The 13,367-nt window shown below is 49.3% G+C and carries 12 protein-coding genes and 1 pseudogene; 7 read left to right on the forward strand and 6 right to left on the reverse strand.

From position 1 onward, the window contains the following. Positions 1-197 precede the first annotated feature (197 nt). Entirely contained in the window at positions 198-2,702 is a 2,505-nt protein-coding gene (locus ABYP33_RS09520; protein ID WP_373090594.1) for a TonB-dependent receptor, read from the forward strand. Positions 2,703-2,761: 59 nt separating this feature from the next. Then, on the forward strand, positions 2,762-3,772 hold the full coding sequence (locus ABYP33_RS09525) for a 2-dehydropantoate 2-reductase (RefSeq protein WP_373090595.1): 1,011 nt from the start codon (positions 2,762-2,764) through the stop codon (positions 3,770-3,772). A gap of 7 nt (positions 3,773-3,779) precedes the next feature. Here ABYP33_RS09525 and ABYP33_RS09530 read toward each other — a convergent pair whose 3' ends face one another. The 3 genes from ABYP33_RS09530 to ABYP33_RS09540 form a co-directional block, all read right to left on the reverse strand. Continuing rightward, on the reverse strand, positions 3,780-4,520 hold the full coding sequence (locus ABYP33_RS09530) for a hypothetical protein (RefSeq protein ID WP_373090596.1): 741 nt from the start codon (positions 4,518-4,520) through the stop codon (positions 3,780-3,782). A 97-nt stretch (positions 4,521-4,617) separates the two neighbouring features. Then, a complete protein-coding gene (locus tag ABYP33_RS09535) occupies positions 4,618-4,941 on the reverse strand; it encodes an Mpo1-like protein (RefSeq protein WP_373090597.1) in 324 nt (107 codons plus the stop codon). A 24-nt stretch (positions 4,942-4,965) separates the two neighbouring features. After that, positions 4,966-5,721: a class II aldolase/adducin family protein gene (locus ABYP33_RS09540; protein ID WP_373090599.1), complete on the reverse strand. Its 756-nt coding sequence runs from the start codon at positions 5,719-5,721 to the stop codon at positions 4,966-4,968. Between the two features lie 142 nt (positions 5,722-5,863). Here ABYP33_RS09540 and ABYP33_RS09545 point away from each other — a divergent pair, with 142 nt between their 5' ends. Continuing rightward, positions 5,864-6,550: a Crp/Fnr family transcriptional regulator gene (locus ABYP33_RS09545; RefSeq protein ID WP_373090600.1), complete on the forward strand. Its 687-nt coding sequence runs from the start codon at positions 5,864-5,866 to the stop codon at positions 6,548-6,550. A gap of 36 nt (positions 6,551-6,586) precedes the next feature. On the opposite strand, the gene ABYP33_RS09550 is transcribed toward ABYP33_RS09545, so the two are convergent. The 3 genes and pseudogenes from ABYP33_RS09550 to ABYP33_RS09560 form a co-directional block, all read right to left on the reverse strand. Continuing rightward, positions 6,587-7,336: a YdiY family protein gene (locus ABYP33_RS09550; RefSeq protein ID WP_373090602.1), complete on the reverse strand. Its 750-nt coding sequence runs from the start codon at positions 7,334-7,336 to the stop codon at positions 6,587-6,589. Positions 7,337-7,361: 25 nt separating this feature from the next. Next, the gene (locus tag ABYP33_RS09555; protein ID WP_373090603.1) at positions 7,362-8,186 is read right to left on the reverse strand and encodes a mechanosensitive ion channel family protein; all 825 of its coding nucleotides are present in this window, start codon (positions 8,184-8,186) and stop codon (positions 7,362-7,364) included. A gap of 121 nt (positions 8,187-8,307) precedes the next feature. Next, a pseudogene (locus ABYP33_RS09560) lies at positions 8,308-8,857 on the reverse strand (SDR family oxidoreductase). Positions 8,858-8,994: 137 nt separating this feature from the next. Here ABYP33_RS09560 and ABYP33_RS09565 point away from each other — a divergent pair. The 4 genes from ABYP33_RS09565 to ABYP33_RS09580 all read left to right on the forward strand — a co-directional run bounded on the left by ABYP33_RS09565 (position 8,995) and on the right by ABYP33_RS09580 (position 12,998). Continuing rightward, the gene (locus ABYP33_RS09565) at positions 8,995-9,474 is read left to right on the forward strand and encodes a hypothetical protein (protein ID WP_373090604.1); all 480 of its coding nucleotides are present in this window, start codon (positions 8,995-8,997) and stop codon (positions 9,472-9,474) included. A 377-nt stretch (positions 9,475-9,851) separates the two neighbouring features. Then, positions 9,852-10,130: a hypothetical protein gene (locus ABYP33_RS09570; protein WP_373090605.1), complete on the forward strand. Its 279-nt coding sequence runs from the start codon at positions 9,852-9,854 to the stop codon at positions 10,128-10,130. 131 nt (positions 10,131-10,261) lie between these two features. Then, positions 10,262-12,241 (forward strand): pilus assembly protein N-terminal domain-containing protein, encoded by a 1,980-nt coding sequence (locus ABYP33_RS09575; protein ID WP_373090606.1) that lies wholly within the window; start codon positions 10,262-10,264, stop codon positions 12,239-12,241. 1 nt (position 12,242) lies between these two features. Continuing rightward, entirely contained in the window at positions 12,243-12,998 is a 756-nt protein-coding gene (locus ABYP33_RS09580) for a M48 family metallopeptidase (RefSeq protein WP_008248515.1), read from the forward strand. Positions 12,999-13,367: the final 369 nt, after the last annotated feature.

The following is a 13,367-nucleotide window of genomic DNA, read 5'->3' on the forward strand; positions in this document are numbered from 1 at the left end:
GACGTAGACGGACTTGTTCTGCGAGTAAAATCGTAAATTGTCGATTAGCTGGATGCCATCGGGAATTGTCCGGATGTGTAAAGGCCGTAGTTTGGAACCTCGCTGGTGGCAAGCTTATGGTATTGTTGGCGGCATATACGCAGGTGCCACAGTGGCAATGCTTTTTTTTGGGGAGTGGACCGCGCAGCATGTTAACAATGACCACCGATCGGGGCTGCATCCTTGGGACGAAAAGTGCCCACGATAGCATCGATTCGCATCCGCAAAAGTTACTCGTCTTGCTTTTTGTGTCGACGCTTTATTGCAGTGGTAGTTTTGCGACCGGTCAGTTGCGTTTAGAGGAGGTATTGGTTAGTGCACGCAAGAAAGTAGAATCTCTACAAGACACCCCGATATCACTGACGGTGTTTCGCGAAGAGCGCCTGCAGATTGAAGGTGTCAGCGGCTTAGCAGATATTGCCAGTAAAGTGCCCGGTTTGACGATAGAACCCTTTCCGATCAATGGTGCGAGTCTGCGCATTTATATTCGCGGCATTGGTTTGGGTGATGTGCAAGTAACCCAAGACACACCTGTGGCCTTGTATTTGGACGGTGTTTATATTGCGCGCTCCAGTGGCACGGCCATGGATGTGGCTGAATTAGCACGAATGGAAATATTGCGAGGTCCACAGGGGACTTTATATGGCCGCAATACCACCGGTGGCGCAATTAACTTGCTAACCCGTCGGCCGCACTCAGAAAAACTGGAATTCAATCAGACAGTTGGTGTGGGTAACCAGGCGCTAATTCGTAGTAAATCAAGTGTAAACCTACCGATAGCGGATTCCTTCGCCGTTAAGCTGGCCTATTTAACGGAACGCCGTGATGGTTTTATGAAAAATACCGGGCCTGGGGGCGATTTTGGTGACCGGGAGGTGCAGGGTGCACGTTTTGATCTGAGCTGGGATATAAACACTGATTTGCGCTTGGATTACAGTTATGACCGTTCGGATATGAAGTCTTATAACTATATGTTTCAGGCCATCAACCCCTCGGCGGAGGGCGGCCACAAAGGCCAGGCGGATGCCATTAAGCGCAGCGCTCAGGCGCGTAGTAAATTTGGCCGCCATCGCTTTAGTGCCATGGCAACCACCGCGCCGTTGGAGTCGTCAGTTAGTGAAATCGACGGCCACGCCTTGATTGTCAGAGCCAGTACAGATGTGGGGGAGTTTAAATATATTGCTGCCTATCGCGAGCTATTTGATTCTGCTTATACTGATTTGGGGGGGGGACTCGGCTCCCCTGATTATCGTCTCGATACTCATCGTTACGACGGGCCAGCTGCGGAATCGGCCAGTGGTGGTCCAACGCCGCTAGTCAAGCCGACGATCACCCAGAGCCAGCAATCCCACGAATTTCAATATACCGGGGAATTTGAGGATCTTGGCCTTGAATACCTACTGGGGGCGTACTATTTCACTGAGGCGGCGGTAGAGGACAATAGCCCTTTACACCTGCAACTCTATTCTTTGGTGGATGGCGCCGACGATGTTTATATCGTGAATTTTGTTAGCCAGAAGTACGACGTTGATAATACGGCGGCGGCGGTCTTTGGTCAGTTGCGGTGGACCCCACCCATTCTGGATGATGCTCTGCATATTTCAGTAGGTGCTCGCCACTCTCGGGATCGCCGCGAAGCACTGAAAAACCAGCGCGACGAAGTTTACTTTGAATACACACCTGAAGAAGGGGATCCCCAAGTGTTTTCCTTAACCACATTTGCTGAAAATGAGGAGCTCGGCCCTTTGATTACGCCTGTTTTGAATCGGGGTGGTTTGCCTGCGGATCGGCGTTTTGACAATGTGTTTGGACAGCGTCGATTTAAAGACGACTCCTTTAGCGCGGTGGTGGAGTATGAGTTGCAAGAAGATGTAAATCTCTATGCCAAAGGCGTTGAAGCCTATAAAAGCGGTGGCTTTAATACCCGTGACCCGCAGTTGGACGGCAATCAAGGCGCCGCGTCTGACAGTATTGATTATGGCGTTGGATTTGCTGGTGGCTTTGGCAAAGAAAAAGCATTTAGCATGGAGCTGGGCATGAAAAGTGAGTGGTTACAGGGGCGTTTGCGCCTTAATGCCAATGTATTTCAGACCCATTTTGACGACATGCAAATGAACTTCCTACTCAATGGCACAGTAGCGGATACCAAGGTGTTGAACGCCGGAAGTGCAAGTATGCAGGGCTTTGAGTTTGATGTGAGTGCGCTACTGGACGGCGCCTTAGTGATAAGTTTGGAATACGCCTATCTCGATGCTGAAATTACCGCGGTGAGGGACAGCTTTGGTAACGATGTGACTCAGCGTTATGCATTTTCCGCCGCGCCAGAAAATAGCTATACTGCGAATCTTGACTGGCATGTTTGGCAGGGCGCAAGTGCCAAATTGCATTTGAATGTAAATACCAGTTTTATGGATACCCGGCTAGGCGGGGGCGATGTTCAAAATGCGCTCACTATTATGCCATCTTATCAATTATGGAATGCGCGCCTAAGCCTTCAGCAGTTAGCGTTTGCCCACGGCGAATTGGGCTTAGCGCTGTGGGGTAAAAATCTCCTCGATAAAGAGTATGAAATATACGCTATAGATAATTTGCCCCAAGCAGACCGAGCGGTAGTGTGGGGTGAACCTCGTAGTTATGGCTTGGAATTGAGCTACCATTATTAATGGCAACGGTGTTTTTATTGCAAATGAATTAAATAATAACGTGCACAAATGAGGCTGAAATGGCATTGCGCATAGGTATAGTTGGGGCGGGTAGTATTGGCTGCTATATTGGCGCGGCCCTACAAATGGGTGGTGCGGAGGTCTGTTTGTTGGGTCGTCCGCGTATGGCAGACGAGCTCGCCGAACACGGCTTACATATCAGTGATCTTCGTGGTCTCAAGTATTCGGTCGATGCGCAAAAAGTGCGTTTTTATACTGAACTAAGCGCTTTGCCGGAGCAAGATGTCGTTATTGTTACGGTTAAATCGGGTGATACTGCTGCGGTAGCTGAACAATTGGCGCCGGTGATGGGGCGTAATACCATTATTATTAGTCTGCAAAATGGCGTCGCCAATGCGGCGATACTGCGTCAAGCCTTGCCAAATTCCAAGGTGTTGGCCGGCATGATTGCGTTTAATGTACTGCAGATGGGCAAGGGTTGTTTTCACGCAGGTACAGAGGGTGCGGTGATGGTAGAAGCCGCCGCTGAAGTGGCTGAGCTTGGCACGCGATTGGCTGTTAGCGGGACGCCCTTTGAAACCCAAGCTGATATGCGTTCGGTGCTGTGGTCAAAGTTATTGTTAAATCTAAATAATCCCATTAATGCCCTGTCGGGTTTGCCGCTAAAAGCCGAGTTGTCGCAACGGGCGTATCGGCGTTGTCTCGGCTTATTACAAAGCGAGGCCTTAGCCGCAATTACCGCGGCAGAGATACCCTTGCAACGCTTAACTGCTGTTCCTGCGTCGGTGCTCCCCTTTATTCTCGCGCTACCGGATTTTTTGTTTACGCGGCTGGCCCAGCCTATGTTAGCAATAGACCCAATGGCGCGCTCATCTATGTGGGAAGATCTGGAACGGGGTCGTAAGACGGAAGTTGAATGGCTTAACGGCGAAGTCTTAAGCTTGGCGCTGAATCATGGTCTTACCGCACCAGCCAATGCGCGTTTGAAGGCCTTGATACACAGCGCCGAAGAGGGCGGGCGGCGCGACTTCAGCGGCCCAGAATTGTGGGCGCTAATTAGCCAGGCATGAGGTGCGTTTACTCTGCTAAGTTGGCTACGCGGCGCTTACCGCCGGGGTAGCTAACTACTAAGCGTCCACCCATTAGGCGGTAGTTAAAATGCAATTGCCAGTCCTCACCTACGGTAGTATAAATCTTACCGTCGACTGCCTTCCAGCGGTGTGATGTTGGTTGAGAACAGGGGTCTTGGTGGTTTTTTTGGGTGCGCGTGTCGACGAGATAAAGGGATTCACAGAGTTTGCCATTCGCACCAAAGCGAATAGCCCACTCCTCGCCAAGATAGGGATTACTGACGCTGGCGCCGGGCTCGGCAACGGAATACCACGTACCCAGAATAGCGGTATCAATCGGGTTCTTGTGATTGTCTGCGCTCATTGTAATTTTGCTGAAATTTTTTCCAAGGCCGTTGCTTAAGCTAAGCGCTACTTGGTTTTTATCCATGCGACGTAATTCAAAGCGCCGTTCCTCAGACGAGTGACTAATGCCTATAGGCTTTTGGTAACTGCCTGTAATGCGGTCACCACGAATACTGCCTATTAATAAATAGCGCTCTCTGGTATTACCCATCTGCAATTTTGCGGTAACTCGGTGTTGAAAGGTATGGCTGGCATCAATGTGTAAGGCCCAGATGCTGCCGTCGACTTCGGCAAAATAGCGGTCTTGAAAATCATCAATATTCGCAAAGCCGCTAAGAGGCGTGATGCAAGCCCAGCAACTCAATAGCCAGGAAAAATATCTGGTGGCATTTATTCGGATCATTATTATTCCCCTGTTTTGAGATCTTGGGGTGGTTTTTCCGTTTTAGCGCCACATCATAGTATATTTTTCCGGCAATATCGAAGTTAAGTCCTTGGGACTAAAGCGGTATGCGGCCGAGCAAAAGGTCTTTTGCCATCACCCAGTCGCCAATAAAACTGTATAGCGGGTGCTTAAAAGTGGCGGGTTTATTTTTTTCAAAGAAAAAATGGCCGACCCACGCAAAGCCATAGCCGATAACGGGGAGCAGCCACAGCAAGGCCCACTGTTGATTAAATAGCGCAGTGCACAGTACCAACAGCGCCAATAGGCTGCCGATAAGGTGCAGACGGCGGGAGGTTTTGTTGCTGTGCTCAGCCAAATAGTAGGGATAAAATTCAGCAAAGCTGGTGAAGGTCTTTAAGTCGTTTGTGTCAGTAGGCATGAGATGCTCCCGTTGTTGCGTTTATTATTCGGCATAGCCGGGATTTTGGCGGTCAAGTTTACGTCGCAGTCCTGGCCAGGCGATTCCGCCAAACAAACCACCAGTGGCGATTTTGGCCGCTTCCTTAACGCCGTCGACAATGGTTGGGTCGATAGGAATTAAATCGCGATTACCCGCCAATGCCTTTACCTGAATCATGCAGGTGGCTTCAAAAATATACATCGATAAAAATGCGTCGGCAGGATTGGCGCCGACGGTAAGTAAGCCATGATTACGCAACATTAAAAAGGTGTTGTCAGCTAGATCGGCAACCAACCTCGGCTTTTCCTCTTCATTGAGGGCAATGCCCTCATAGTCATGATAGCCAAGGCTCGCCAATACCAAAGTAGCTTGCTGCGATAGGGGCAAAATTCCATCGCGCTGGGCCGATATCGCTACGCCGTTTAATGAATGGGTGTGCATAACGCACTGGGCGTCTTCCCGGGCTTGGTGAATGGCGCTGTGAATCGTGAAACCAGCGGGATTTACGGGGTAGGGAGAGTGGACTACCTTTTCGCCATTGAGGTCAATTTTAACCAGCGACGACGCGGTGATCTCCTCGAACATCATGCCGTAGGGATTGATCAAAAAGTGGTGCTCCGGGCCGGGAATACGCGCAGAGATGTGGGTGAACACAAGGTCGTCCCAACCGAACATGGCCACGAGGCGATAGGCGGCGGCAAGGTCGACTCGTAATTGCCATTCTGTTTCGGAAACCTGATCCTTTAGTGATATTGTCATTGTTATTCATCCTCGGTTTTTGTTAAGGCTGATCTAAGCTATAGCGCATTTTGACGCTGTTTGACGAAGTAAATCTGTCAACTAGGCGACAGTGTTGATGCATTTAAGTTCATTGGGGGCTTATTGGTGAGGAAATATGTAGGTGATTGATAAACGGAAAATACTCAGAGCTAACCCACTGCTGGCGGGTTTGCCATCCGATGTTGTTGAGCAGCTGATGGTGGTGAGCACGGTGCGAACGCTTGCCGACGGCGAGTGCCTGTATAGTCAGGGCGATGAGGGGGGCGGCTTATTTGGCGTAATTCAGGGACGAGTGCGCTTGAGTAATACCAGTAAGGAAGGCAAAGAATTACTGGTTATGTTGGTTGAGCCGGGTGATTGGATAGGTGAAATTTCTCTGCTAGATGGCCTGCCACGCAGTCACGATGCATTCGCGGTGGGGGCGTGCGCGGCGCTATTTTTGCCCCGCGAAAAATTCGATTCGCTGCTGAGAGCACGCCCTGAACTGTACCAACATTTTGTTCCCATGCTCTGCCGCAAACTGCGATTGGCATTAAGTTACGTTGAAGGCGCTGCGTTGTTTTCCCTGACCGAGCGCTTGACGAAGCGAATTTTAGAGCTGCTAACTTTTTATGGCGTTGATGATGGCGGCGGTGGCCACCTAATTGACGTGCATTTGCCTCAGGAAGATTTAGCAAAAATGCTGGGGGTGTCTCGTCAGGCCATAAGTCGAGAGTTAAAGCGTCTGGAAACGGACGGCGTTATCGAATTGAGTTACGGGAAGTTGCGGGTACTTAATAAAGCGGCGTTGGAGCGGGAGCGTGCATAACAGCGTGAAAAGCGCGGCGCCGCCGCGCTATAGCGTTTAGAAGTTATAGACCAGAGTGACTGCTGTTTCGCGATCCATGTGCACAGTGCCGGTAGGCACGGTTTCGTTGTAGGTTAGGGTATAGCTGAGCTTGAGGCCCAGTCCGCCGACGATTTTTGTCTTTAATGAGGTTACGGATTTGGTGACGGTATTCTCGTCTCCTGCTTCTGCACTCAGTTTTTGTACAAAGGTGGCGGTTTCCGATACGGCGGCTTTAAATTCGGTGGACAGGTGTAAAATGGCTTCGGAAACTTGTCCGTCACCCGCGGCACTGCCATTTTCAAATTCACTTATCCTGAAACCAGGACCGATTTCTGTGTCCCACGTCATTTTAGGGGTTTTTAACAGTCGTCTACCGTAACCACCGGCGATGGTTGCCTGATACACATAGCCGCTAAAGCGGTCTTTGGTGGCCGAGGCATAGCCAAAACTATAATTAAACTCACTGAAGTCATAGGCCAGTCGGTTGCTCAGCGCATATTTTTCTGCTGAACGCACGCCAGCTGCTTCGCTATTTTGTGCCTCGGCAGCAATATCGTAGGTCCACTGGCCGTTGACTCGCTTGGCGTCGGTCTTAGCGATAACGCTCGACTCTTTACTATTACCCTCGAGCTGGAAGTAGCCGAATTCGACATCACCGTTCCAGTGGTCTGTTTGGTCTGGCTGCTTGGTCTGAGCAAATACTGTACTAGTGCCTAGCAACAAGGCAGCCAGTGCGGCCACCTTGCTTGTCTTTATATTGGTCATTGTTGTCCTTACTTGAAATGTAAAGTTAAGATTCTTTGTGGAAGTGAACATCCATCTGTGGGTAGGGAATGCCGATGCCAGCAGTGTCAAACGCATTTTTGAGATCTTCTACTAGTTTCCAGCGTGTGGGCCAGTAATCAGCAGTGGCCACCCACGGCCGGCACAGCAGATTTACCGACGAATCGCCTAACTCCGACACGACAATTGTGGCCGCGGGGTCTTTAAGAATACGGGCGTCCGCGTCAACCAGTTTCTGCAGAATTTCCTTGGCTAAACGCATATCGGCGTCATAAGAGATACCCACAACGAGATCGATACGGCGCCGGGGCATCACGCTGTAGTTAGTAATCGCGCCTGACATTACTTTTGAGTTGGGAATCACTATTCGCTTGTAATCGCCGGTGAGCAAAATAGTAGAGAACAAACTGATACTTTCAACGGTGCCGGAACAACCGCCGGCATCGACCCAGTCGCCCACTTTACAAGGCCGAAAGGCGATAAGCAGCACGCCTGCGGCAAAGTTCGCCAGAGAACCCTGCAGGGCTAAACCAACGGCCAGGCCAGCGGCACCCAGTGCAGCAATAACTGAGGCGGTTTGAATTCCAGCGTGAGCTAAAGCTGGAATGGCGCCCAGAGCAAAGAGTATGAAAAAAACCAGTTTGCCAATAAAATTGGTCAGGGTTAAGTCAATGCTGCGCTTTGTCATAGCGGCTTTAATAACGCTTGATACAAATTTGGCTATCCAATAGCCAATGAGGATCATGGCCAAGGCACCAGCAATCTGTAAGCCTATTGCCGCAGCGTCGGGGCCGTATTCTTCAATAAGCAGCTGAATTTCTTTAGAGTCCATACATCCCCAGTTGATATCTAGTGAATACAGCGCTAATTATAAACATGGACGGGAACCCTACCACAATGGCCATGCCGCGAATCAGTCTGGGGATAACTGCCATATTCTTGTTGCACTCAGTTTAAAAGGGCCCGGTTGTTGGCTCGGCACCACCATCTACTTCAATTATTTTACCGCTTGCCCAACGTGCGGCGGGAGACGCTAGGGGCAGGGCTGCAGCAGCAATATCTTGTGGTTGTTCTAGGCTTTTTAGCGGCGTAAGGGCAGTCATTTTCCCTTGTATCTCGGTATTGAGAAATTGGCCCAGGGCCTCGGTGAGTTATGGTGCCCCGGGCGACAGCATTGACGCGAGCATGGGGAGTAAAACCGGCTGCTAGCAGTTTTGCCATTTGCGTCAGTGCAGCTTTGGTGGTGTCATAACTGCTGAAACCGGTTTGGCAATAGCGTGCTACTGCAGAGGTAATGTTAATAACATTGCCTCTGCTGGCCAAAAGTGACGGTTGACAAAGCTCGGTAGCCGTGAACGCACTGTCTACATTAAAAATTAAAGTCGCGATTAAGCGCTTTAGTATCAGTTTTTAATGGATCGTTTGGGTAGGCGCCCCGGTGTTATTGATCAAGATACTGATTTTGCCAAACTGCTCGAGGCTGCTATGTACCAGCTTGGCCAAATCGTCCTCGCTGCTTACTTCGCAGCTGACGGCTAGGACTTTACCGCCCGCCTGACGTTTTCACTCGGCTTGCATTTAGCTGTATAAATGATAATGATTATCATTTATACTTAAGCTTGATCGATTAATGGAGAGTGATGATGGCAATGCGATTTTTATGTGAGTCTCACCGTCAGCAACTGCTGCGCAATCAGGCGGTCGCGGAGATCCGCTGGGATGAATGGATGGAGGCCGGCCGGGAGGCCTTCAGCAATAAAGAATGGTTGGTGGCCCTGAGGTATTTAGGCCCTAGCTATGAATTGAGTGACTTATTGCTTAAGCGCGCGTGGACACCGGACCTCCCTTGTTTTGATCGCTTTATGTTGTCGGGGCATTTTTTAGCGGAGTGCTTACGTCACTGCGGCGAAACGCAGTTGCAGCGGCACTGTTTATTAGAGGTACATCATCGCCTATTGGCTATTTTACGCAGCGCGCAAGGAGCTGAATTGCCATTGCATCGGAATATTGAGATATCTCTGCAAATGCTGTCTCGCCATTATGAGGCGGTTGGGGAGGCGGACTTACTTGTCGCTTGTGAGCAGGAGACTCGACGCCTACTGTGTAGGTGCGTACATTAATGACGAGCGTCTATTTTGTTAGTGGCCCTATCTGTGTATTAAATACTGTGTTCGCAAATAATAATAAAATCAGCTAGATATGTGTGTTGTAGTGCCTGTAAGGTAGATATTGGCGTCGCCTGCTTAACCGACATCCCTGCGACCGCCATCTTGAATTGCAAATTGCGAATACTTTTGCGAGTTAACGCCAAATTGACCGTCTATTATTATTTGGTATTTCCCGCTTAGCCGTGCTGAATTTTTTAAGATGTTGAAATATAAGAAAAAATATTACTTATTCGCAGTTTGGGAATAATGGCTCGTTTTCTGCAAATAACCTTGTATCAAATTAAAGCTTGCTGGCATGGCGTCGGTTCAAGCGATACAGGTAGAGAGCGATGAAAATAGTAGCAATAGTATTAGTGGGTTTAATTACCGGGTGTAGTGAGTTTCATGCCGTTAATCACAGTGACGTTCATTACAGCTTTGGTCAGCAGTCTGAGTATGGGGCAGCGAATGCTTATTTAGATAGTGATGGCGACGGTGTTTTAAATTTTGGTGACTTGTGCCCCAAAACCCCCCGAGGTAGCAGCGTAAGCACTGAGGGCTGTCCCACGGGTTATCAGATTAACGGCGATTTCATTACCGCCAAAAAATGTGCAGAACCGGTTTTTTAAGTGAATTACATCTCGTTTGCTCAGTTAAGTGACAAAAATTGAACTATAAATTGAGAGCGACCAAGAAGTCTCATCGGTTTTTACCTTGTGACAACAATCAACCACCACAGGGTAATTTGGAGGATAAGGGAATGAAGTTTAAGTGGAATGCAATTGTTATTGCACTGCTACTTGCAGTGGCCGCGCCAGTCAGTGCGCTGCCTGAAAACGGACTGAAGTTTGTTGAAACCGCAGACGGTCGTCAGTCTGCCCGCACTCGCGAGCTAGTGCAGTGGACTCATTCTCGTCTAGTGTTTGAAAAGACATTGAAGCGAGTAGCGGTTGGCCAAGAGTCCACGATGCAGGTTGAGGTACTTGGTGCTAACGAAGTTTTGGCACTGGCTAAAAAAGTAGGTCGAACCAGTATTATGGTTTGGTATACCGATGGTAGCAGCGAAACCTTCCTGTTTAGTGTCGTAGAAGATCTTTCGGTACTTCGCAGTGCCTTGAGCGATATCCATCGCAATATTCGCATCCAGTTGGCGCCAGACCGTGCAGCCTTAGTTTTGCGCGGCAAAGTGCCCACTGTAGATTTTCGGATGGCGGCTGAAAGCGCAGCACGTAATTATTTAGATGTGGGTTTAGGCGGCAGCCGCGGTAACGTCGACGTGCTAATGCAATCTTCTGGCTTGGGTGCAGCGGTTCAAGATTCTAATTTCCGTGTGCAGTCTGCGGCGAATAAGTCGCCACGCAATGCCATTCGCGGTGGCGCAACGGTAATTAACTTAATTCAAGTTGAAACTCTACCCTTAAATATAACTGAAAAGCTGAAAAGCGCTATCGCGGGTATCGGTGGTGAAGACGTGACTATTCGCCGGATTCAGCGCGGAGACCTGCAAGATAACTCAGAAGATACCCTTATCCTTGCCGGTTCTGTTGAGAATCAAGTTGTACTCACTCGGGTTTTGAATATTGCCTCCCGCTTATTTACTGGGCAAGACGCTGAGAGTGATATGCGTGCAATTACCAATGAGTCTGGTGGCATAACTGGCGGCCGGAGTAGTCGTGGTAGCAATAGCTTTGGCGGCGGTAATAGTCAAAGTGGTGGCAATAGTTTGGGTGGCGGCGGTGGCCTTGGTAATGAATTGAGTAAGAATATTGGTCGCTCAACCTTGGTTTCGGTTGGCGGTGGTCGAATCTTGTCAATGATCGACGTCCGCGACTTGCCTCAGGTACGCGTCTCGGTACAAATGCATGAAATTAGTCGCAGTCGTCTTAAAAGCTGGCGTCCAGATTTGACCGCGGTCAGCAATGGCTACGACAACAGTACGGTATTTGGTTTAAATGGCGCTTCGCAGCGAGCCAATGGCGCATCTCAAGTAGAAACGGCGCTGCAGGTTTTGGGCGGCACCTTACTCGGTAATATCCAGGTAGGTGGCAGTGATATGGCCTTCGACCTTTTATTCTCACTCTTAGAAGAAGAGGGTATTTCACGGACCTTGTCACGTCCAACCTTGACTGTGCTTGCCGGTGAAACCGCAACCTTCCGCGCCGGTGGCGAAGTGCCAGTGCCCCGTGCCTTTGCTCCCTCAGGTTTGTCGGGTGACGACAGCGTGGGCAGTAATGCCGCCGGTGTGTTTAGCGGTACCGATTTTAAATCCTTTGGTGTTGAGCTAGAGGTGCGTGCCATGGTGGGCGAAAACGACAAAATAACCTTAGATTTGCGCCCCACCATCTCTATGCCTGATACCAAGTTGACTCAGGATATTGCTGGCAGCACGGGATCAACGCTGAATAGTACCGCCTTTAATGTGCGGACAATTAATACCTCTACTCGCTTGATTGACGGTCAGCCTTTGATTATCGGTGGCTTGGTAAGCCGCGACGTATCAGATAATGAAAGCCACACACCGGGTTTGAGTAGCGTGCCAGTGCTTGGCAACTTGGCTAAATCATCGAGCAAAAATGACAGTGATCGCGAACTCATTATTGTGGTTACCCCCACGATTGTTCGTGAACCAAAACATGAAGTGGCCCTGTGGCAATTCCCTGCAAATACCGAATTGTTACTGCGTAGCCTAGTTGTGCCGCCTAAAGGAACGCGCAACTACAGCAATGGACGGGAGAAATAAAATGACATTACTTAACAACAGCGTACGCACTTTGTTGCTTGCCACCGCGTTTATTATGACGGGCTGCGTGTCGATGGATCAGCACCGTGATGCGCACCCTGATCCAGATACTCGCTTAAACCAAATGTTGGCGATGTATGAAAAAACAGACGACTTCGGTAATTCCTGCAATGAATTATGGAATGCCTATAGTGCGACCACAGATTGTGAACGGATTCAGCGTGAAGTGGAGCGCCTGGGTATTGAGTTTCCGAACCATCCGCGGATTATGATGGCTAATGCCACCATGCAATATCAGGCTGGACGCCCAGACAAGGCACAATTTACCCTAGACCAGTTGTTGGCTGATCGAGGTCCACACCCTGAAGCCGCGATATTACGGACTAAAATTGCGTTGGAAGAGGGTAATACCGCGCGCGCTAGAGCGGTGCTGCAAAAGCAGATTATTATCAGCCCATCAAACTTTGAGCTGCGCGAAGCATTGGCCTCAACCTATTATATAGAAGGCAAATACGACGAAGCCGCTAAGGCACTGAGTGCGGCAGGTAGATTAGGTGCGCCGGGCTGGCGTCTCTCCTATCACCAAGGCTTGATTCGCGAGGCGCGTAAAGATTGGAAAGGCGCCTGTAGTTTGTATTTGATGTCCATAGAGCAGCGGCCAGACTTCCAAGCACCGTCGGCACGGTTGATCGGTCTCACCGAGCATGAGAGCTGTCGCGCGCTAGCCGATGGTCGAGGCTATAACGTAAGAAGGTGATCATTGTTGTTGCCTTACTCGAAGGGCCAAGCTAAATGCTTGGCCCTTTTTTTTGATCTTTAAAAAGCAATGCCATTAATTTTACTAAAACCGCGTTGCAAAATGAAAACCACATTGGTTTAGGCGCTAATTTCCTTGTTCTGGTGCCGCGCTGAATTTCAGCGGGCAAAGGTCTATTTTTAATCAAGTTGTTGTTTTATAAAAATAAAAAATAAATTATTGCGATTATCTTCAGTCTGGCACGTCACCTGCAATCTATTAATCAGAAATTCAGAAACGGTCTGGTAGAGATCTACGAATTTCGCCAAACCATTAAATTAACGCTTAACTATTTTTAAATTATTAAAGGTGAACATTATGAAGATTCAA

Source organism: Zhongshania sp., assembly GCF_041584495.1.
Taxonomy (GTDB): Bacteria; Pseudomonadota; Gammaproteobacteria; order Pseudomonadales; family Spongiibacteraceae; genus Spongiibacter.

Bases quoted from the DNA above. Each gene is read 5' to 3' on its own strand.
- ABYP33_RS09520 (WP_373090594.1), top strand. From the start codon at position 198: ATGACCACCGATCGGGGCTGCATCCTTGGGACGAAAAGTGCCCACGAT.
- ABYP33_RS09525 (WP_373090595.1), top strand. From the start codon at position 2,762: ATGGCATTGCGCATAGGTATAGTTGGGGCGGGTAGTATTGGCTGCTAT.
- ABYP33_RS09530 (WP_373090596.1), bottom strand. From the start codon at position 4,520: ATGATCCGAATAAATGCCACCAGATATTTTTCCTGGCTATTGAGTTGC.
- ABYP33_RS09535 (WP_373090597.1), bottom strand. From the start codon at position 4,941: ATGCCTACTGACACAAACGACTTAAAGACCTTCACCAGCTTTGCTGAA.
- ABYP33_RS09540 (WP_373090599.1), bottom strand. From the start codon at position 5,721: ATGACAATATCACTAAAGGATCAGGTTTCCGAAACAGAATGGCAATTA.
- ABYP33_RS09550 (WP_373090602.1), bottom strand. From the start codon at position 7,336: ATGACCAATATAAAGACAAGCAAGGTGGCCGCACTGGCTGCCTTGTTG.
- ABYP33_RS09555 (WP_373090603.1), bottom strand. From the start codon at position 8,186: ATGGACTCTAAAGAAATTCAGCTGCTTATTGAAGAATACGGCCCCGAC.
- ABYP33_RS09565 (WP_373090604.1), top strand. From the start codon at position 8,995: ATGATGGCAATGCGATTTTTATGTGAGTCTCACCGTCAGCAACTGCTG.
- ABYP33_RS09570 (WP_373090605.1), top strand. From the start codon at position 9,852: ATGAAAATAGTAGCAATAGTATTAGTGGGTTTAATTACCGGGTGTAGT.
- ABYP33_RS09575 (WP_373090606.1), top strand. From the start codon at position 10,262: ATGAAGTTTAAGTGGAATGCAATTGTTATTGCACTGCTACTTGCAGTG.
- ABYP33_RS09580 (WP_008248515.1), top strand. From the start codon at position 12,243: ATGACATTACTTAACAACAGCGTACGCACTTTGTTGCTTGCCACCGCG.